General features: G+C 66.8%; 16 protein-coding genes. 15 read left to right on the top strand and 1 reads right to left on the bottom strand.

The window, feature by feature from the left end; all coding sequences use genetic code 11:
• Positions 1-155 precede the first annotated feature (155 nt).
• Positions 156-1,025, bottom strand: a complete 870-nt coding sequence (locus tag N4261_RS18890; protein ID WP_261756816.1) for an outer membrane protein assembly factor BamD — start codon at positions 1,023-1,025, stop codon at positions 156-158.
• A 55-nt stretch (positions 1,026-1,080) separates the two neighbouring features.
• On the opposite strand from N4261_RS18890, the gene N4261_RS18885 reads away from it, so the two are divergent.
• The 15 genes from N4261_RS18885 (at position 1,081) to hflK (ending at position 18,766) form a co-directional block, all read left to right on the top strand.
• Complete coding sequence (locus N4261_RS18885) at positions 1,081-2,160, top strand: RluA family pseudouridine synthase (protein ID WP_261756815.1); 1,080 nt, start codon at positions 1,081-1,083, stop codon at positions 2,158-2,160.
• Between the two features lie 296 nt (positions 2,161-2,456).
• Positions 2,457-3,698, top strand: a complete 1,242-nt coding sequence (scpB, locus tag N4261_RS18880) for an SMC-Scp complex subunit ScpB (RefSeq protein ID WP_261756814.1) — start codon at positions 2,457-2,459, stop codon at positions 3,696-3,698.
• Between the two features lie 42 nt (positions 3,699-3,740).
• Positions 3,741-5,906, top strand: a complete 2,166-nt coding sequence (locus N4261_RS18875; protein ID WP_261756813.1) for a pseudouridine synthase — start codon at positions 3,741-3,743, stop codon at positions 5,904-5,906.
• A 229-nt stretch (positions 5,907-6,135) separates the two neighbouring features.
• Positions 6,136-6,561, top strand: coding sequence for a nucleoside-diphosphate kinase (gene ndk / locus N4261_RS18870; RefSeq protein ID WP_261756812.1), 426 nt, complete (start codon positions 6,136-6,138; stop codon positions 6,559-6,561).
• Between the two features lie 56 nt (positions 6,562-6,617).
• Positions 6,618-7,766: a dual-specificity RNA methyltransferase RlmN gene (gene rlmN / locus N4261_RS18865; protein WP_261756811.1), complete on the top strand. Its 1,149-nt coding sequence runs from the start codon at positions 6,618-6,620 to the stop codon at positions 7,764-7,766.
• Positions 7,763-8,581 carry a type IV pilus biogenesis/stability protein PilW gene (gene pilW, locus N4261_RS18860; RefSeq protein WP_261756810.1) on the top strand — a complete coding sequence of 273 codons (819 nt, stop codon included), beginning with the start codon at positions 7,763-7,765 and terminating at the stop codon, positions 8,579-8,581. The genes rlmN and pilW overlap by 4 nt, the downstream gene beginning before the upstream one ends.
• A 10-nt stretch (positions 8,582-8,591) precedes the next feature.
• Positions 8,592-9,695 carry a RodZ domain-containing protein gene (locus N4261_RS18855; RefSeq protein WP_261756809.1) on the top strand — a complete coding sequence of 368 codons (1,104 nt, stop codon included), beginning with the start codon at positions 8,592-8,594 and terminating at the stop codon, positions 9,693-9,695.
• Between the two features lie 83 nt (positions 9,696-9,778).
• On the top strand, positions 9,779-11,080 hold the full coding sequence (gene ispG / locus N4261_RS18850; RefSeq protein WP_261756808.1) for a flavodoxin-dependent (E)-4-hydroxy-3-methylbut-2-enyl-diphosphate synthase: 1,302 nt from the start codon (positions 9,779-9,781) through the stop codon (positions 11,078-11,080).
• Positions 11,081-11,123: 43 nt separating this feature from the next.
• A complete protein-coding gene (hisS, locus tag N4261_RS18845; RefSeq protein WP_261756807.1) occupies positions 11,124-12,434 on the top strand; it encodes a histidine--tRNA ligase in 1,311 nt (436 codons plus the stop codon).
• A 69-nt stretch (positions 12,435-12,503) separates the two neighbouring features.
• Positions 12,504-13,175: a YfgM family protein gene (locus tag N4261_RS18840; protein WP_261756806.1), complete on the top strand. Its 672-nt coding sequence runs from the start codon at positions 12,504-12,506 to the stop codon at positions 13,173-13,175.
• Positions 13,172-14,371 (top strand): outer membrane protein assembly factor BamB, encoded by a 1,200-nt coding sequence (gene bamB, locus N4261_RS18835; protein ID WP_261756805.1) that lies wholly within the window; start codon positions 13,172-13,174, stop codon positions 14,369-14,371. The genes N4261_RS18840 and bamB overlap by 4 nt, the downstream gene beginning before the upstream one ends.
• A 3-nt stretch (positions 14,372-14,374) precedes the next feature.
• Positions 14,375-15,718 (top strand): ribosome biogenesis GTPase Der, encoded by a 1,344-nt coding sequence (gene der, locus N4261_RS18830; RefSeq protein WP_261756804.1) that lies wholly within the window; start codon positions 14,375-14,377, stop codon positions 15,716-15,718.
• Positions 15,719-15,802: 84 nt separating this feature from the next.
• Positions 15,803-16,048 (top strand): RNA chaperone Hfq, encoded by a 246-nt coding sequence (gene hfq, locus N4261_RS18825; protein WP_261756803.1) that lies wholly within the window; start codon positions 15,803-15,805, stop codon positions 16,046-16,048.
• A gap of 125 nt (positions 16,049-16,173) precedes the next feature.
• On the top strand, positions 16,174-17,433 hold the full coding sequence (gene hflX / locus N4261_RS18820) for a GTPase HflX (RefSeq protein WP_261756802.1): 1,260 nt from the start codon (positions 16,174-16,176) through the stop codon (positions 17,431-17,433).
• A gap of 139 nt (positions 17,434-17,572) precedes the next feature.
• Entirely contained in the window at positions 17,573-18,766 is a 1,194-nt protein-coding gene (hflK, locus tag N4261_RS18815) for an FtsH protease activity modulator HflK (RefSeq protein WP_435532077.1), read from the top strand.
• Positions 18,767-18,781 lie beyond the last annotated feature (15 nt).

The raw sequence follows: 18,781 nt of genomic DNA, 5'->3' as shown, positions 1-18,781 counted from the left end.
GCCATCGTCGTATCGGCGACCGCGCATGAAAAAGCCCGCTCGAGCGGGCTTTCGCTTTTGGCGCCATGACGGGTTGACCACTCTCCGCAGGCGGAGGCAACGGCGGCCACCGACCGCCATCGACGCTCATCGCTCGATCGCGGCGCTTCTCGATCTCACCAGACCTGCCACCAAGCCTTGTCTTTGGCCTTCGGGCCGCCAGCGAGGTAGGCGCTGTCCGGGAAGCTGGCCTTCAGTACGCGCTCGGCGTCACTGCGCAGCTGTTCGAGCCCCAGCTTGTCGTAGCTCTTGGCCATGATGAACAGGCCTTCTTCCAGCGCCGGTGCATTCTGGAACTCCAGCAGCGCCGCCTGGGCGCGGTTCGCGGCCGCCAGATAGGCGCCCCGATTGAAGTAGTAGCGCGCGACGTGGACCTCGTAGGCCGCCAGGCTGTTGGTGATGTAGTCGATCCGGACGCGACCGTCCTCCGAGTACTTGGACTCGGGGAACTGCTCCACCAGCTGCTTGAAGGCCTGCATCGAATCACGAGCGGCCTGCTGGTCGCGTTCGCTGATGTCCTGGCGCGCGATCCGGCCGAACAGGCCCAGGTCGTCATTGAAGTTGACCAGGCCCTTCATGTAGAGCGCATAGTCCAGCGCGGGGCTGGACGGATTGAGCTTGATGAAGCGGTCCAGCACCGTCACGGCCTGGACGCGCTCGCCGCTCTTGTAGTTGGCCCAGGCCAGATCCAGCTGCGCCTGCTGGCCCAGCGTGGTGCCCGCCGCACGGCCTTCGATGCGTTCGAGCGACTTGATCGCGCGGTCGTAGCTGCCGCTGATCATGTCCTCCTTGGCCTCTGCGTACAATTTCTCGAGGTTGGCCTGCGAGTTGGGGTCTTCCTTAGGCGTGGAAGAACAGCCGGACAATCCCACCACGGTGGCCATCACAGCGGTCAGTGCGAACGACTGCCACGCGGTGCGCGGCTGGCCGGCCCCAACGGTGGCCTTGTCGGCCGAAGTGCGGCGCAACGCCCAAGTCTCGATCATGGTCCCACGGGCTGGCAGAACTGCCGCCCTCTGCTGAAATTGGAGCGTTGATTATATGGTTCAGGTCGGCTCGACCCTGCCGCCCTCGGGCGAGCTTTACCGTGCGGATGCGGCCCCGGGAGAACCCTCAGTGCCGCCTGCGGACGATGGCCCGGAAGGGGCTGACGATGCGCAGGATGTCGGCGCGGAAGTGCCCGAACGGCGCGAGGCGGAAGCCGGTGTGTCCGAGCAGGGCCTTCGGTTGGATAAATGGCTGGTGCAACTGGCGCCGGAATTCTCCCGCAATCACCTGCAAGGGTTGATCGACCGCGGCTGCGTGCGGCTGGGTGGCCAATTGGCCACGCAGGCGTCACGCAAGGTGCGGCTGGGCCAGCGCCTGCAGCTCGATCTGGTGCCGACCGAGGAGGCCTTGGCCTTCCGCGCCGAGTCGATGCCGCTGGACATCGTCTTCGAGGACGAGCATCTGCTGGTGGTCCACAAGCCCGCCGGACTGGTGGTGCATCCAGCCGCGGGGAACTGGTCCGGCACGCTGATGAACGGGCTGCTGGCCCATCACGCTGGCGCGGCCACGCTGCCGCGGGGCGGCATCGTGCATCGTCTGGACAAGGACACCTCCGGCCTGATGGTCGTTGGCAAGAGTCTGCCCGCCGTGACGGCCCTGGTGCGGATGATCGCGGCCCGCGAGGTCCACCGGGAGTACCTGGCATTGGCGCACGGCCGTACGCCGGAGGCGTGGACGGTGGACGCGCCGATCGGCCGCGATCCGCAGTCGCGCACCCGCATGGCGGTTGTCGGCAGCGGCAAGCCGGCGCGCACCGATGTGTTCCGGCTGGCCGAAGGGGAGTGGTCCGATGCGCGCGAACTGCGGCGTACCGTCTCGGCCTTGCACTGCGTGTTGCACAGTGGACGCACCCACCAGATCCGGGTGCATCTCAGCCACAAGGGGCATGCGTTGGTGTCGGATCCGCTTTATGGTGGCGCCCAGGCGTTGGGACTGGCGCGCCAGGCCCTGCATGCCGCGCGACTGAGTTTTGCGCATCCCATCACGGCGCAGGCGCTGGCGTTTTCGGCGCCGCTGCCGGATGATCTGGCGGCGGCTTGGCAGCTCGCGGGTTTGCCCGATCCGCGATTTTGAGGTGGTGTCCGCCGCTGGGGCTACAATGCGAACCAGTTTTGCGCCAGACCGCAGCGGGCCCAGCAGTTGAGACCGCGCGCAGCGCCAGCGGCGAGGGTCCCGGTCGTTGACCGCCTCGCCCCGTTCCGCCCTCCTGTCGTTCCCCGCCGCTTCGTCGCGGCGCACGACGGAGGCGAGAGATCCCAAGCACAAGCAGATCGAACTGGTTCGGCACGGCTGTTGCCCTTGCCGACGCCCAAGATGGCGAACTACACGGACCGGACCGGCCTTGATGCCGGTCTCTTGAGCTGATGCCGATGAACACGCAGGAGGCCAAGCGTGTTCTGGAGACTGCCCTGTTATGCGCACAGGGGCCGCTGACCCTGCGCGACATGCGCTCGCTCTTCGCCGACGAGCTCAATGCCGACAGCGTTCGTTCGCTGCTGGACGAGCTCTTGCGCGATTGGGAGGGGCGGGGTGTTGAATTGGTGGCGCTGGCCTCGGGCTGGCGCTTCCAGAGTCGTCCGGAACTGCGCGAACATCTGGACCGGCTGAATCCGGAAAAACCGCCTCGCTATTCCCGGGCGGTGCTGGAGACGCTGGCCATCATTGCCTACCGTCAGCCGGTGACGCGCGGCGATATCGAGGACATCCGCGGCGTGGTGGTCGCAACACCGATCATCAAGCAGCTGGAGGACCGGAACTGGATCGAGGTGATCGGTCACAGGGAAGCGCCCGGGCGTCCGGCGCTGTATGCGACGACGCGGCAGTTCCTGGATGACCTGGGGCTGTCGAGTCTCGAGCAGTTGCCGGCGCTGATTCAAGGGGGCGACCCCACGCCGATCGCCGGCGCGCTGCAGGGCTCCCTGCTGGAGGAACTGCCAGCGGAGATTCGTGAAGCCGAGGACATCGTGACCGACGGTGTGCCCTTCGGTGGTGCGCCTGAGGCCAGCGAGACGCCGGTCGGTGGTGATGGTGCTGTGGCGGCATCCGGCGAGGTGGTCCCCTCCGGCGCGCCGGGTGCTGAAGCGAATGTGGTGAATGCGGCGGGTGCGGCGGACGTGGTTGATGCGGCGAAGGCGGCTGCTGAGCCTGATGCTGGTGCTGGTGTTGGTGCTGGTGCTTCGGCGGACGTCGCGGCACCGGAGGTCCCGGCGATGGATGGCGAGCTGACAGCCGCAGGGCAGGCATCTCCTGTGCCGGAGTCGGAGACCACCGAGTTGAAAGACGACGTGCCGGCGCTGCCGAGCGAGCACGAGGGGTCGAATGGCGTTGCAGCTGTCCTTCAGGTGGGCGGCGGCGACGAGGGCGTGGAAGCCTTGGCGCACGCCGATGAACTGCCCGTGGATGAGTCGCGCGGGGATGCCTTGGTCGACGCGGGGAACGCGACGGCGGAGTTGTCCACTGGGGAGGAAATCCCCACTCAGGCCGAGACGTCGGCGCAGGTCGACGTCGAACCGCAAGCAATTGAAAAACCGAGGTCGGGCGCGGACAGCGCATCGACCAATGAACAACAGGTCGGGGTCGTCAACCCCGAGTCTCCCCAAAGCGCTCCCTGAACGGGGAGCCGTGTCCACCGCTGACAAGGTGCAAGCCGACACATGAATTCCAACGACATCGACGATTCCAAGCCCGACACGCCGACGGCCACGCCCGACGCGACGACCGAGGCGCCCGCCCGTCCGAAGCGAGCCCGCAAGACGGCCGCTGCGAGCGCGGAAGCGGTGGCGGCCCCGGCACCTGAGGCGGCGACCGAGGCTGCGGCTGAAGCGCCACCCAAGCCTCGCACCCGCCGTAAGCCGGCGGCTGCCCAGGCCGAGATCACTGAGGCGGCTGACGCCGCGCCCGCTGCAGTGGCGGCGGCTCCCGCGGAGACGGCAGGCGACAGCGAAGCGCCTGCCAAGCCCAAGCGTCGCACCCGCGCCAAGGTGGCTGATGCCGACCCGGCTGCCGATGCGGTGGAATCGGCGGTGACGGCTTCGGCCGCCGCGACGATTGATGCTGCGCCAGCGCCGGTGTCCGCCGTGGCGGAGGCGGTGCAGTCTCCGGCGGCGGGTGATGCCGGCGAGGCATCGACCGACGCGGGCGCCGAGGAATCCGATGGCCGCTCGGGGCGCAATCGCCGCCGTCGCGGACGCGATGGCCGTGAGCCCCGCGAGGCGCGCGATGCGGCCCAGGGCGCTGGCCAAGGTGCTCAAGGCCCTCAGGGCGGACAGGGTGGTGCGGCAGCGGCGCAAGACGGTCAAGCCGCCGGCGCAGCGCCCAAGGCCAATGCCGCAGAACTGCAAGCCCAGGCCCAGGAACGCTTCGACGACCTGCTGTCCGGCGCATTCGATGAAGACGATGCGGTTGCGGGCGAGGACGCTGAGCTTGATCTCGACCTCGACGATGTTGGCGAGGCCGTCGAGACTGCCGAAGGCGATGCCGACGCAGGTGTCGATGGTCCGGGCAAGCGCGTGCTGGCCCCCGAGCCTGATGCGCCGAAGCTGCAGAAGGTGCTGGCCCAGGCCGGCGTGGGCTCTCGTCGCGACATCGAGGACATGATCGCCAAGGGTCAGATCACGGTGAACAACGAAGTCGCGCACGTCGGTCAGCGCATCTCCTACGGGGATCGGATCGCGGTGGCCGGCAAGCCGATCAAGGTGCGCATTGCCCCGATCGCGCCGCGCATCCTGGCCTATCACAAGCCCGTCGGCGAAGTCGTGACCTTCAACGATCCCGAGGGCCGTCCCACCGTCTTCCGCAACCTGCCACGGCTGCCTCAGGGCAAATGGCAGTCGGTCGGCCGGCTGGACCTCAATACCGAAGGCCTGCTGCTGTTCACTAATTCCGGTGAGCTGGCCAATCTGCTGATGCACCCGCGTTTCGGCGTCGAGCGTGAATATGCGGTGCGTGTGCTGGGTTCGTTGAGCCCGGAGCAGAAGAGCACCCTGTTGACCGGCGTGGATGTCGACGGCCAGCAGGCGATGTTCAAGAGCATCGTCGACGGCGGCGGTGAAGGCGCGAACCGCTGGTATCGCGTGGTCATCACCGAAGGTCGCAACCGCGAAGTGCGCAAGCTGTTCGAAACCGTCGGACTGGCCGTGAGCCGGCTGATCCGGATTCGCTATGGCACGGTCGTGCTGCCGCGTGGCCTGAAGCGCGGTGTGTATGTGGAGCTGGGTGACGGGGACGTGCGCGTCATCCGCCAACTGGCCGGCAACGTGCCTCAGGAGCGTGGTGATCGCGCCGACCGGGGTGATCGTGGCGGTGACCGGGCTGACCGGGGTGATCGCAACGACCGCGGCGGCAAGCGCCGTCGCAGTGGCGGCAACGGGGGGCCGCGTCCGAGCCGTCCCGAGGCGCCGCGCAGCGAGCAGCGTGCTCAGCCGCCGCAGCATCAGCAGCGTCCGCCGCAGGAGCGCCAGCAGCCTGAGCGCCAGCAGCAACAGGAGCAGCGTCCGCGTCGCCGAGAAGAGGATGATGACGACTTCATCCCGCGCCACGTCAATCCGTTGGAGCAGACCTTCGACCGCCGTTTTGCCACCAGCGGCAAGCGCGGCATTCCGCAGGGCTTCGGTCGGGGCGGGAGCGATCCCAGCCATGGCAACCCGGGCGGCGACCGGGGTCGTGGTCCGGGCGGCGAGCGCCAGCCCGATCCGATGAAGACATCCATTGGTTACATTGGCGCCGATGCGTTCATCAACCGGGGCAACCGCGGCGGTCGCCGTGGTGGTGGCGGTGGTGGCGGTGGTGGCAATGGCGGCGGTGGCCGCGGGCGCCGCTGAGCGCTGACCCTGTTCAGTCCGTGGTGACTGATCGGTTCAACCGTTCAGTCCATGGGTCCGGCGCCTCTCGGGAGGCGTCCCAGTAAGTTCCGGCCGGGCCGGTGCCCACGTCTGTGGCGCCTGATTCGCGCCGGATGCCCCTCTTCGACATCCAGTTGTCACCGGGGGCTTGACTTCACGCATTACAATGCGCGGCTTTGCCAAGCCCCAGATTTTCAAGGAAAAACAGATGGCCATCGAACGCACCCTCTCCATCATCAAGCCCGATGCCGTGGCCAAGAACGTCATCGGCCAGATCTACTCGCGCTTTGAAGGCGCTGGCCTGAAGATCATCGCCGCCAAGATGGCGCACCTGTCGCGCGGCGAAGCCGAAGCGTTCTACGCCGTGCACAAGGCTCGCCCGTTCTTCAACGACCTGGTGACCTTCATGATCTCCGGTCCGGTGGTGATCTCGGTGCTGGAAGGCGAGAACGCCATCCTGAAGCACCGTGACCTGATGGGCGCCACCGACCCGAAGAAGGCCGAAAAGGGCACCATCCGCGCTGACTTCGCTGACAGCATCGATGCCAACGCCGTTCACGGCTCTGACGCCCCGGAAACCGCCGCCAATGAAGTGGCGTTCTTCTTCCCCGGCATGAACGTCTACAGCCGCTGAGCGGCAATTGCCTCTGGACTCTGGGCCATGAGGCCTTAGGGAAAGAGGTCACGACGATGGACGCGGTCAACCTGCTCGGATTCGATCTGCAAGGCCTTGCCGCGTACTGCGAGCAGCTGGGGGAGAAGCGCTTTCGCGCAACCCAGCTGTTTCGCTGGATCCATCAGAAGGGCGCGTCGGACTTCTCGCAGATGTCCGATCTGGCCAAGTCGCTGCGCGACAAGCTGGCTGGACGCGCCCACATCGCCGCTTTGCCGGTGATTTCCGAACACATCTCCGCCGACGGAACGATCAAGTGGTTGTTCGATGTCGGCCAGGGCAATGCGGTCGAGGCGGTCTACATCCCCGAAGACGACCGCGCCACGCTGTGCATTTCCAGCCAGGCCGGTTGCGCCGTGGGATGCCGCTTCTGCTCCACCGGCCATCAAGGCTTCAGCCGCAACCTCGAGACCTGGGAAATCCTGGCCCAGCTCTGGTATGCCGAGCACAGCCTGCGCCTGCGCCACAAGACCGACGCGCGCATCATCTCGAACGTCGTGATGATGGGCATGGGTGAGCCGCTGCAGAACTACGGCGCCTTGGTGCCGGCACTGCGCGTCATGCTGGATGACCACGGCTACGGCCTGTCGCGCCGGCGGGTGACGGTGTCGACCTCCGGTGTGGTCCCGATGATCGACCGGCTGCGTGATGACGTGCCGGTGGCGCTGGCGGTGTCGCTGCATGCGCCCACCGATCCGTTGCGCGACCAACTGGTGCCGCTCAACCGCAAATACCCGATCGCCGAGCTGCTGGACAGCTGCAACCGGTATCTGGAACGCGCCCCCCGGGACTTCATCACCTTCGAGTACTGCATGCTCGACCAGGTCAACGACTCCCCGGAGCAGGCCCGCGAGCTGATTGCGCTGGTCAAGGGCAAGGTGCCCTGCAAGATCAACCTGATCCCGTTCAATCCGTTCCCGGCCTCGGGCCTGAAGCGAAGCTCGAACGAGCGGGTGAAGGCGTTTGCCGACCTGCTGATCCAGGCGGGCCTGATCACCACGGTGCGCAAGACCCGTGGTGACGACATCGATGCCGCCTGCGGCCAACTCGCCGGCGAGGTCCAGGACCGGACCCGAGTTCATCTCCGCATGGTGCGTGCCCCCGTCGTGGTTCAGCGAGGCGCCGCAGCCAACCCACCCCCCCCTCCGACACCCACCCGCACATGACCACCCTGATGCCCGGCTCCGTCTTCCTGCGCCCTTCGGCCCGGATTCTTTCCGCCGCGCTGCTGGTCGGTCTGATGTTGTCGGGTTGCGGGGCGTCCAAGCCGCCGCAGCAGGGGCCACGTACCGCCAGCGATGCGACCGATGTCGATCGCCGTGCCTCGGTCCGCATGGAGCTGGCGAGCGGTTATTTCTCGCGCGGCCAGTACGACACGGCACTGGACGAGCTCAAGCAGGCGCTGATCGCCAAACCGGACCTGCCCGAGGCGATCACGCTGCGCAGCCTGATCTACGCCGCCATGGGTGAGTACAACCTGGCGGAAGAGGGCTTCCGCAAGTCGCTGGCTCAGCGGCCCGATGGCGACACACTGCACAACTACGGCTGGTTCCTCTGCCAGCGCCAGCGCTATGCGGAGGCCTATCCGCAGTTCGAAGCGGCGGTGGCCGACCCGAAGTACCGCACCCCTGGCCGCTCGTGGCTGGCGTGGGGCGTGTGCGAGGCGCGCGAAGGCCGGCTGGTGCCGGCACAGCAGCACCTGGCCAAGGCCTTCGAGGTCGAGCCGGGCAATCCGACGATTTCGATCAATCTCGGCGAGGTGCTCTACCGCCTCGGTGAATATGAACGCGCCCGCTTCTATGCGCGACGCGTCAACAACAACCTGGAGCAGGCCAATGCCTCCAGCCTCTGGCTGGAATTGCGGATCGAGCGCCGCATGGGCAACACGGCCAACATGGAAGACCTCGGCAAGCAACTGCGAAACAAATATCCGCAGGCGGCCGAGACCAAGGCTCTGAACAGTGGTCGATTCGATGAATGAGGGACATCGCATGACATCCACGGCGGCCGATGAGGCGCCCGCAGTCGACACGACTGCATCCACTGCCGCGACGCCGGTGACCGCCGGTGCCGCGTTGCGCCGTGCGCGCGAGTCTCGCGGCCTGCACATTGCCGCACTCGCCGCGACGCTGAAGGTGCCGCAGTCCAAGCTGGAGGCCATCGAGGCCGACCGCTATTCGGAGCTGCCGGACGCCACCTTTGCACGCGCGCTGGCCCGCTCGATGTGCCGCGCCCTCAAGGTGGAGGCGGAGCCCATTCTGGCCATGCTGCCGCGCGGCGGCAGCGAGGCCTCGCTGGACCGGGTCTCGCCGGGCCTCAATCAGCCCTTCCGTGAACGCGCCGCCAGCCAGGAACCGATGCTGTCGCCTGCGCTGCTCAAGAGCCCGGTTGCGTTGGGTGTCGCCGGTCTGCTGATCGCTGCCGTGGTGGTGTATGCGCTGCCCTCGAGCTGGATCGACGACGCCATGCTGCGCATCAAGCAGTCGACGTCCTCGACCTCTGGCTCGACGAGCGCCACGTCCACCTCGACACCCGGCGTCGCCGGCACCTCCAGCGAGCCGACGTCGGTCGACGCGCCGTCGGCCAGCGCGCCCGTGACGGCGCAGGGCACCACCGAGATCGCTGCGCCGCTGCCCGCACAGGCACCGACCACGACGACGACACCGACGCCCGCGCCTGTCGTTTCGGTGCCGGCCTCCGCAGCCGGCACAGTCCCGCCCGGGGGCCGCACGGGCACCGCCGCCGGCACGGCGACGGGCACGGCAACCAGCGCACAGAGCGCCGCACCGAGCACCGCACCGAGCGCCGTGCCCAACACGGCGCCGAACACCGTCGCGCAATCGCCCGCCCCAGCCGGCAGCGCGCCGCTGCGGGTGAAGACCAGCGCCGAGTCCTGGGTGGAAGTGGTGGATGCCCGCGGCCAGGTGCTGCTGTCGCGTCTGCTGCGCCCGGGTGATCAGGTCGATGTGAACGGCACCGCACCGCTGAAGCTGCGGGTCGGCAATGTGTCCGGCACCGAACTGGTGTTCCGCGGACAGCCGGTGGACCTGGCAGCGCGTTCCCGAGACAACGTGGCCCGTCTGGAACTGAACTGACGGGCCTCTGACGGAAGACAGCAGGTATCGACCGACACGCCGCCGTCCGCCGTCTGCCCCACCGACTGCCGCAAGACCTCACCATGACCATCGATTCCGCCGCCATCGCCCTCAGCACCGACGCCTCGGACGACCTGTCGTCCCTGATCGCTGCCGCGCAGCCCGCCGCCCGTCGCAGCCGCCAGGCCCACGTTCGCTGGGGTGACCATGTGGTGACCATCGGCGGCGATGCGCCGGTGCGGGTGCAGTCGATGACCAACACCGACACGGTGGAGGTGATCGAGACCGCGATCCAGATCAAGGAACTGGCGGTCGCGGGCTCCGAGCTGGTGCGCATCACCGTCAACACGCCGGAAGCGGCGGAAGCGGTGCCGCACATCCGCGATCAGCTGGACCGCATGGGCGTCCATGTGCCCTTGGTGGGCGACTTCCACTACAACGGCCACCGCCTGCTCACCGAGCATCCGGCGATGGCGCAGGCCCTGTCGAAGTACCGCATCAACCCTGGCAATGTGGGCAAGGGCGACAAGAAGGACCGTCAGTTCGCCCAGATGATCGAGGCGGCGGTGAAATACGACAAGGTCGTGCGCATCGGCGTCAACTGGGGCAGCCTGGACCAGGAGATCCTGGCCCAGATGATGGACGACAACGCCCGCCGCACGGCCCCCTGGGACGGCAAGCAGGTGATGTACCAGGCGCTGATCCAGTCCGCGCTGTCGTCGGCCACCTATGCCCGCGAGCTGGGCATGAATCCGGACAACATCATCATCAGCTGCAAGGTCAGCGGCGTGCAGGACCTGATCTCGGTCTACCGCGCGCTGTCCCGCCGTTGCGACTATGCGCTGCACCTCGGACTGACCGAAGCCGGCATGGGCACCAAGGGCACGGTCGCGTCGGCGGCGGCGCTGTCGGTGCTGTTGCAAGAGGGGATCGGCGACACGATCCGTGTGTCGTTGACGCCGCAGCCCGGCGAATCTCGCACCCAGGAAGTGGTGGTGGCCTTGGAGATCCTGCAATCGCTGGGTCTTCGCGCCTTCAACCCCAGCGTCACCGCCTGTCCCGGCTGCGGCCGCACCACCAGCACCACCTTCCAGGAACTGGCCAAGCAGATCGACGACTTCCTGCGCGCCCAGATGCCGATCTGGCGGGGCAAGTATCCCGGCGTGGAGAACATGAAGGTGGCGGTGATGGGCTGCATCGTCAACGGCCCCGGCGAGAGCAAGCATGCCGACATCGGCATCAGCCTGCCAGGCAACGGTGAAGCCCCGGCCGCACCGGTCTTCATCGACGGCGAGAAGGCCCTGACCCTGCGCGGCGACAACATCGCCAACGAGTTCCACGCGCTGGTCGAGAACTACATCGAGAAGCGCTTCGGCGCCCAGTGATTTCCATGGCGCGCCCACCGGCGCGCACAGTGTTCCCCATCCAATGACAGACACCAAGAAGCTGCAACCCTTGCAAGCCGTCAAGGGCATGAACGACATCCTGCCGCCGGAAGCCGCGCGGTGGGAATGGCTGGAAGCCAAGATGCGCAGCGTGCTGCAGCGCTACGGCTACCAGAACGTGCGCACGCCCATCGTGGAGCCCACGGCGCTGTTCGTGCGCGGCATCGGCGAGGTCACCGACATCGTCGAGAAGGAGATGTATGCCTTCGAAGACCGCGCCGACAAACACGGCCAGGCCGAACATCTGGCCCTACGCCCCGAGATGACGGCCGGCGTGGTGCGCGCCATGACCGAGCATTCCTTCCTGCGAGACTCCGGCCGGCGCCTCTACTACTTCGGCCCCATGTTCCGTCGCGAGAAGCCGCAGAAGGGGCGTTATCGCCAGTTCCACCAGATGGGCGTCGAGGCGCTCGGCTTTGCCGGTCCGGACGTGGATGCCGAAGTCATCCTGATGGGCAGCCGTCTGTTGCGCGAGCTGGGCCTGAAGGACGGCGAGCACTTCCGCCTCGAACTGAATTGCCTGGGTGAGCCGGCCGAGCGCCGCGCCCACCGCGAAGCGCTGATCGCCTATCTGGAGCAGCACAAGGCGCTGCTGGACGAGGACAGCCAGCGGCGCATGCACAGCAATCCGCTGCGTGTGCTGGACACCAAGAATCCCGCGCTGCAGGACATGGCCAACGGCGCGCCGAAGCTGCTGGACTTTCTGGGTGAATCGTCACTGGCCCACTTCAACGGGGTGCGCGCGATCCTGGATGCCGCCGGCATCCCTTACCAGATCAATCCGCGCCTGGTGCGCGGCTTGGACTACTACAACCTCACGGTGTTTGAATGGGTGACCGAGCGCCTCGGTTCCCAGGGCACGGTGTGCGGCGGGGGACGTTACGACTACCTGATCGAGCAGCTCGGCGGCAAGCCGGCGCCGGCCGTGGGTTTCGGCATGGGCATCGAGCGGCTGCTGCTGCTGTTGGAAGAGGTCGGCACGCTGCCGGAGGCGGATGTACCGGATGCGTATGCCGTCGTTCCTTCCGCGGAGGGTTTGGCGCAGGTGATGGTGACCCTGGAGGCCCTGCGTGCCGCCGGCGTCAAGGTGGTGATGCACCCCGGTCAGAGCAGCATGAAATCGCAGTTCAAGAAGGCCGATGCCAGCGGTGCCCGCTTCGCCCTGATCTTCGGTCCGGATGAACTGGCCCGCGGCGAAGTGGCGATCAAACCCTTGCGCAACGAAGGCGCGGCGCAGACCACCCGTTCTCTTTACCAAGCTGCCGACTGGGCGGCTGAACTCCGCACCGCATAATCGCGGCTTTCGCCGGTGGCGCCTCTGGGCGCTACCCGGCTCTCCACGACATTCAATCGACCGTTTCTCATGGCGTCTCATCTCGATCTCGAAGAACAGGAACAGCTGGAGCAGCTCAAGGCGTTCTGGAAGCGCTGGGGCAACACCATCACCTCGTTGGTGACCTTGGGGTTGCTGGCTTACGTCGGCTGGATGGGCTGGAACTACTGGCAGCGGACCCAGGGCGCCAAGGCCTCGGTCGTCTTCAGCGAACTGGAACGCGCGGTGCAGGCCGGTGACCTGGCCAAGGGGCAGGGCATGTTCGCCACCCTGAAGGCCGACTACGCCTCCACCGGCTATGCCGGTCAGGGCGCCTTGCTTACCGCCAAGCTGCAGCTGGACAAGGGCAAGCCCGACGACGCGCGCGCTACCCTGGTCTGGGCGGCCGCCGATGCCAAGGATGACGCCCAGCGCGACTTGGCGCGCCTGCGCCTGGCGGGACTGCAAATGGACGCCAAGCAACTGGACGAAGCCGGCAAGACGCTGGACGGGGTCAAGGGCGCGGACTTTGCGCCGCTGCTGGCCGACCGTCGCGGTGATCTGGCGCTGCTGCAGAACAAGCCCGACGTGGCCAAGACCGAATTCAAGAAGGCGTACGACGGCCTGGAAAAGCAGCTCGACTACCGTCGGATCGTCGAGGTGAAGCTGGCCAGCCTCGGCGTGGCGGTGGCTGAAGAGCCGCAGCCGGGAGCGGCGCAATGAGCGGCGCCCTGATGCAGACCCACGGCCGGTTCGAGCGTCAGGTCGTGAGCCGTCCCCGCTCACGCGCCCTGGACACCCTGTGGCGCGCGACGCTGCTCGGCGGCGTGGCGGTGTCGCTCAGCGCCTGCTCGCTGTTCGGCTCCTCCAAGGAAGCCAAGCCGGCGCCGCTGGAAACCTTCACCCCGGCGCTCAATGCCAGCGTTCAATGGGAAGCGCGCATCGACAGCGTGAAGTTCCCGCTGGCCATCAGCGCGCAGGACAAGCAGTTCGTGGTCGGTGATTCCGACGGCCAGCTCACTGCGCTGGCGGCCGACACCGGCACCCCGAACTGGCGTGTCAACGTCGGCAAGGGACTCAGTGCCGGCGTGGGCAGCGACGGCCGATTCGCTGCCGCCGTGACCCGCGACAACGAGCTGGTCGTCACCGAAGGCGACAAGATCCTGTGGCGCAAGACGCTGACCACGCCGGTGATCACCTCGCCGTTCGTGGCGGGCGAGCGGGTGTTCGTGCTGACGCTGGACCGCGTGGTGCTGGCCTATGACGCGCAGGACGGCCGCAAGCTCTGGGAGCTGCGTCGCCCCGGCGAACCGCTCACCCTGAAGCAGTCGGGCGTGATTGGCGCCTACCAGAACACGCTGGTGGTCGGCCAGGGCTCCCGCCTGGCGGGCGTGGATCCCAACCGTGGATTGCTGCTGTGGGAGGCCACCGTTGCCAACCCCCGCGGCACCAACGAGGTCGAACGGCTGGCGGATCTGGTCGGACCGATGGGGCGCGACAAGGAAGTCTTCTGCGCCCGCGCCTTCCAATCCGCCGTCGGCTGTGTGAATGCCGACCGCGGTTCGGCCATCTGGACCCGGAATTTCGCTGGAACCCAAGGCGTCAGCGTCGATGCCACGCTGGTGGTCGCCGCCGACGGCTCCGACCGCATCACCGCCTGGGGCACCCGCAGCGGCGATGTGCTCTGGACTTCCGACCAACTGCAAAACCGCAAGCTGAGCACCCCGCTGGTGACCGCCAAGGCCGTGATCTTCGGCGACAGCGAGGGCTATGTGCACTTCCTGTCGCGTGACAAGGGTCAGACCATCCAGCGAGTGCCCACCGACAGTTCCGGCGTGGTCACCGCGCCGGTGCTGCTGGGCAACACGGTGCTGGTTGCCACCCGAAACGGGCGCTTGTACGCGCTGCGCCAAGACTGAGCTATGAAACCTGTGATCGCCCTGGTGGGCCGCCCCAATGTGGGCAAGTCCACCCTGTTCAACCGGCTGACGAAGAGCCGTGACGCCATCGTCGCGGACTTCGCCGGCCTCACACGCGACCGCCACTACGGCGACGGCCGCCTGGGCGGTCGCGAGTACATCGTCATCGACACCGGCGGCTTCGAGCCCGACAGCTCGACCGGTATCGTCAAGGAGATGGCCAAGCAGACCCGCCAGGCCGTGGCCGAGGCGGATGCGGTGGTCTTCGTCGTGGATGTGCGTACCGGCCTGGCCGGCCAGGATCTCGACATCGGCCGCTATCTGCGCCAATGCAACAAGCGGGTCTTCGTGGCGGTCAACAAGGCCGAAGGCATGAGCGACTCGCCGTTGCTGGCTGAGTTCCACGAACTGGGCATGGGGGAGCCGCATCCGGTGTCCGCCGCGCACGGGCAGGGCATCCGCAGCCTGCTCGAAGCGGTGCTCGACAGCTTCGGCCCCGAAGAGGATGAGGATGAGGCCGCCGAGCCGGACGACGCCGATGAGCGCACCATCCGCCTGGCGGTGGCCGGTCGGCCCAACGTCGGCAAGAGCACGCTGATCAACACCTGGCTGGGTGAGGAGCGGCTGGTCGCCTTCGACATGCCGGGAACGACCCGCGACGCGATCAGCGTCGACTTCGAGCGCGATGGTCAGAAGTTCCAGCTGATCGACACCGCCGGTCTTCGCCGCAAGGGCAAGGTCTTCGAGGCGATCGAGAAGTTCTCGGTGGTCAAGACGTTGCAGGCGATCTCCGATGCGAATGTCGTGCTGCTGCTGATCGATGCGACCCAGGGCGTGTCTGACCAGGATGCGCACATCGCCGGCTATGTGCTCGACAGCGGTCGTGCGGTGGTGGTGGCGATCAACAAATGGGACGCCATCGACAGCTACCAGCGTGAGACCCTGGAGCGGCAGATCCAGACCCGGCTGGCCTTCCTCCGCTTCGCCCCGATCCTTCAGATCTCGGCGCTCAAGCGCCAGGGCCTGGGTCCGCTGTGGAAAGCGCTGGCAGATGCCTATTCATCGGCCTACCGCAAGATGACCACGCCGGTGCTGACCCGCCTGGTGCATGAGGCGGTCGAGCATCAGCAGCCCAAGCGCAGCGGCGTGTCCCGTCCGAAACTGCGTTATGCCCACCAGGGTGGCATGAATCCGCCCATTGTCGTCATTCACGGCAATGCGCTGGAGGGTGTCAGCGACGTCTACAAGCGCTACCTCGAAGGGCGGATCCGCGACCATTACAAGCTGGTCGGGACGCCTTTGCGCATCGAGATGCGGTCTTCGAAGAATCCATTCGCTGAAACCTGATCACACAGCGGTCCGGGGAAACCCGGGCCTGTGATAAGGTGCGGTCTTCCAACATCCTCTCTCTCTCACAACACGGAGCATATCGTGAGCAACAAAGGACAACTCTTGCAAGACCCTTTCCTGAACCTGCTGCGCAAGGAGCATGTGCCGGTCAGCATCTATCTGGTGAACGGCATCAAGCTGCAAGGCCACATCGAGTCCTTTGACCAATACGTGGTGCTGCTGCGCAATACGGTGACGCAGATGGTCTACAAGCACGCCATTTCGACGGTGGTTCCGGGCCGTGCCGTGAACTTCCATACCGGCGAGAGCGGCGACGCCCCTACCTGATCGACCGATCGGCGGCGCCCGGAGGCCCTGATCCAGCGGGCCTCGATCGCCTCCGACGGAGTCCCGCCCGCCACCCGGGCGGCTCGCGCAGTGGCGACAACGAGGCCAGCCCTCCAAGCTCTACCTTGACATCTCAAGACCCCACTCACCAGACGCCGCCCCCCGAGGCGGCGCGCGCCATTTTGGTGGGCGTCGACTTCGGCCGCGGCGAGGCCTTCGACGCCACCCTGGATGAATTGGCCCTGCTGGCGGAATCTGCAGGCGATACGCCCGTGGCCCGCGTCGTGGCCAAGCGCAAGGCGCCTGACGCCGCGCTGTTCGTCGGTTCAGGAAAAGCCGATGAAATCAAACTGATGGTCCAGGCCCACGACGCCCACACGGTGTTGTTCGATCAGGCCATCTCACCTGCCCAGCAACGCAACCTGGAACGCCATCTCGGCGTGCCGGTGGCGGACCGCACTGCGCTGATCCTCGAAATCTTTGCCGCCCGCGCCCAGAGCTTCGAAGGCAAGCTGCAGGTCGAACTGGCCCGTCTGCAATACCTCGCCACCCGCCTGGTCCGACGCTGGAGCCATCTGGAGCGCCAAAGCGGCGGCATCGGCATGCGCGGCGGCCCCGGCGAACGGCAGATCGAGCTGGACCGGCGGATGATCGATGACCGCATCAAGTCGATCAAGGAACGGCTGAAGAAGGTCCAGAAGCAGCGCAGCACGCAGCGCCGGGCGCGGTCGCGCAACGGCGTGTTCCGGGTCTCGCTGGTGGGCTACACCAATGCAGGCAAGAGCACGCTGTTCAATGCGCTGACCAAGGCCCGCACCTATGCGGCCAATCAGCTCTTCGCCACCCTGGACACGACCACCCGATCGCTCTATCTCGAAGAGGCCGGCACCAGCGTGTCGCTGTCGGACACAGTCGGCTTCATCCGCGATCTTCCGCACAAGTTGGTGGAGGCCTTCAAGGCCACGCTGCAGGAGGCCGCCGACGCCGATCTGCTGCTGCATGTGGTGGATGCGTCCAGCCCGGTGCTGACCGAGCAGATGGAAGAAGTCGAGCGGGTGCTGACTGAAATCGGCGCCCAGCACATTCCGCAGATCCTGGTCTACAACAAGGTGGACCTGCTGGATGCCGATCAGCGGCCCCGGGCGATCCAGGACTGGCTGCCCCGCATCGGTGGTGAGCACGGCGGACAGCGGTTGCCCCGCATCTTCGTCAGCGCGGTCGAGCACGACGGCCTGGACGAGTTGCGCGGCATGATCGCGTCGCTGATGCAGGCTGAACCGGTGCCTGAATACGCGGGTCTGGATGCGCGTGGCTTGAATCCGCAAGACCTGACCCAAGCTCCTTCCGACATCACCGACGGTTCCGACGACCCGCTGGCCAGATGACGGCGGGGATGCCCGATACTCGCAACAAGAATTCCTCATCAGGATGCGTATGAACCAAGACGACAGCATGTCCGTCGCTGGCCGTGGACGTGCCCCTCATCAGGGGACCGGCGGCCTGCGCCGCTGGGTGGGCCTGTGGATGAGCAACGGCCGCAATGAAGGCCCGCCGGATCTGGACGAGCTCTGGCGCGACTTCAACCGCAAGCTCTCGCGCCTGTTCGGTGGTCGCGGCGGTGACAGCGGCGGCACTGGCGGTGGCAATGGCGCCGGCGGCAACAACTTCCAGCCGGACATGAAGGGCGCCGGCATCGGCGCCGGTCTGGTGGTGGGTGTGGTGGCGCTGGGCTGGCTGGCCAGCGGTGTGTTCATCGTGCAGGAAGGCCAGCAGGGGGTGATCACCTCCTTCGGCAAATACAGCCGCACGGTGGACGCCGGCATCCAGTACCGCTTCCCGTACCCGTTCCAGGCGCATGAGGTGGTGCAGTTCACTCAGCTGCAGTCGGTCGAAGTCGGCGGGCGCAGCCAGGTCGGACAGGCCACCGGCCTGCGCGATTCGTCCATGCTGACGCAGGACGAGAACATCGTCGACATCCGCTTCACCGTCCAGTACCGGCTGAAGGATTCGCGCGACTATCTGTTCGAGAACGTCAACACCGATGAAGCCGTCTCCCAGGCAGCGGAATCGGCGGTGCGCGAGATCGTCGGTCGCAGCAACATGGATTCGGTGCTCTATGAGCAGCGTGACGCCATCGCCGTCGATCTGGCGAAGTCGATCCAGGTCCAGCTCGACCGGTTGAAGACCGGCATCCAGGTCGTCAACGTCAACGTCGGCAGCGTGCAGGCACCGGAGCAGGTTCAGGCCGCCTTCGATGATGCCTTCCGCGCCAACGCCGACCGCGAACGCCTGAAGAACGAGGGCGAGGCCTATGCCAACGACGTCATTCCCCGTGCGCAAGGCCAGGCGGCCCGGTTGCGCGAGGAGGCCGAAGGCTACCGCGCCAAGGTCGTCGCCACCGCCGAGGGTGAGGCCGATCGCTTCCGCAGCGTGCTCACCGAGTACCAGCGTGCGCCGGCCGTGACCCGTGATCGCCTCTACATCGACACGATGCAGCAGGTCTATTCGCGCGTGTCCAAGGTGATGGTCGACAGCCGCTCCAACTCCAACCTGCTGTACCTGCCGCTGGACAAGCTGATGCAGCAAAGCACGGGCACCGTCACCACCTCGGTGCCGACGCCCGCCGTGCCGCAGGAGCCGACCACCGGTTCCAGCGTGCTGAACTCTGATGTCCGCTCTCGCGACAACCTGCGTGGTCGCGACCGCGACGGCCGCTGATCGCCAGGGAGAACA

It is taken from the genome of Roseateles amylovorans, assembly GCF_025398155.2.
GTDB classification, from domain to species: domain Bacteria; phylum Pseudomonadota; class Gammaproteobacteria; order Burkholderiales; family Burkholderiaceae_C; genus Roseateles; species Roseateles amylovorans.
The sequence above is the reverse complement of the archived record's forward strand: the minus strand, read 5'-3'. Positions and strand labels throughout refer to the sequence as shown.

Excerpts from the sequence above, each read along its gene's own strand:
- rlmN (WP_261756811.1), top strand. The coding sequence starts at position 6,618 with ATGGACGCGGTCAACCTGCTCGGATTCGATCTGCAAGGCCTTGCCGCG.
- scpB (WP_261756814.1), top strand. The coding sequence starts at position 2,457 with ATGAACACGCAGGAGGCCAAGCGTGTTCTGGAGACTGCCCTGTTATGC.
- bamB (WP_261756805.1), top strand. The coding sequence starts at position 13,172 with ATGAGCGGCGCCCTGATGCAGACCCACGGCCGGTTCGAGCGTCAGGTC.
- hflK (WP_435532077.1), top strand. The coding sequence starts at position 17,573 with ATGAGCAACGGCCGCAATGAAGGCCCGCCGGATCTGGACGAGCTCTGG.
- N4261_RS18890 (WP_261756816.1), bottom strand. The coding sequence starts at position 1,025 with ATGATCGAGACTTGGGCGTTGCGCCGCACTTCGGCCGACAAGGCCACC.
- pilW (WP_261756810.1), top strand. The coding sequence starts at position 7,763 with ATGACCACCCTGATGCCCGGCTCCGTCTTCCTGCGCCCTTCGGCCCGG.
- ispG (WP_261756808.1), top strand. The coding sequence starts at position 9,779 with ATGACCATCGATTCCGCCGCCATCGCCCTCAGCACCGACGCCTCGGAC.
- N4261_RS18840 (WP_261756806.1), top strand. The coding sequence starts at position 12,504 with ATGGCGTCTCATCTCGATCTCGAAGAACAGGAACAGCTGGAGCAGCTC.
- N4261_RS18875 (WP_261756813.1), top strand. The coding sequence starts at position 3,741 with ATGAATTCCAACGACATCGACGATTCCAAGCCCGACACGCCGACGGCC.
- N4261_RS18885 (WP_261756815.1), top strand. The coding sequence starts at position 1,081 with ATGGTTCAGGTCGGCTCGACCCTGCCGCCCTCGGGCGAGCTTTACCGT.
- hisS (WP_261756807.1), top strand. The coding sequence starts at position 11,124 with ATGACAGACACCAAGAAGCTGCAACCCTTGCAAGCCGTCAAGGGCATG.
- ndk (WP_261756812.1), top strand. The coding sequence starts at position 6,136 with ATGGCCATCGAACGCACCCTCTCCATCATCAAGCCCGATGCCGTGGCC.
- der (WP_261756804.1), top strand. The coding sequence starts at position 14,375 with ATGAAACCTGTGATCGCCCTGGTGGGCCGCCCCAATGTGGGCAAGTCC.
- N4261_RS18855 (WP_261756809.1), top strand. The coding sequence starts at position 8,592 with ATGACATCCACGGCGGCCGATGAGGCGCCCGCAGTCGACACGACTGCA.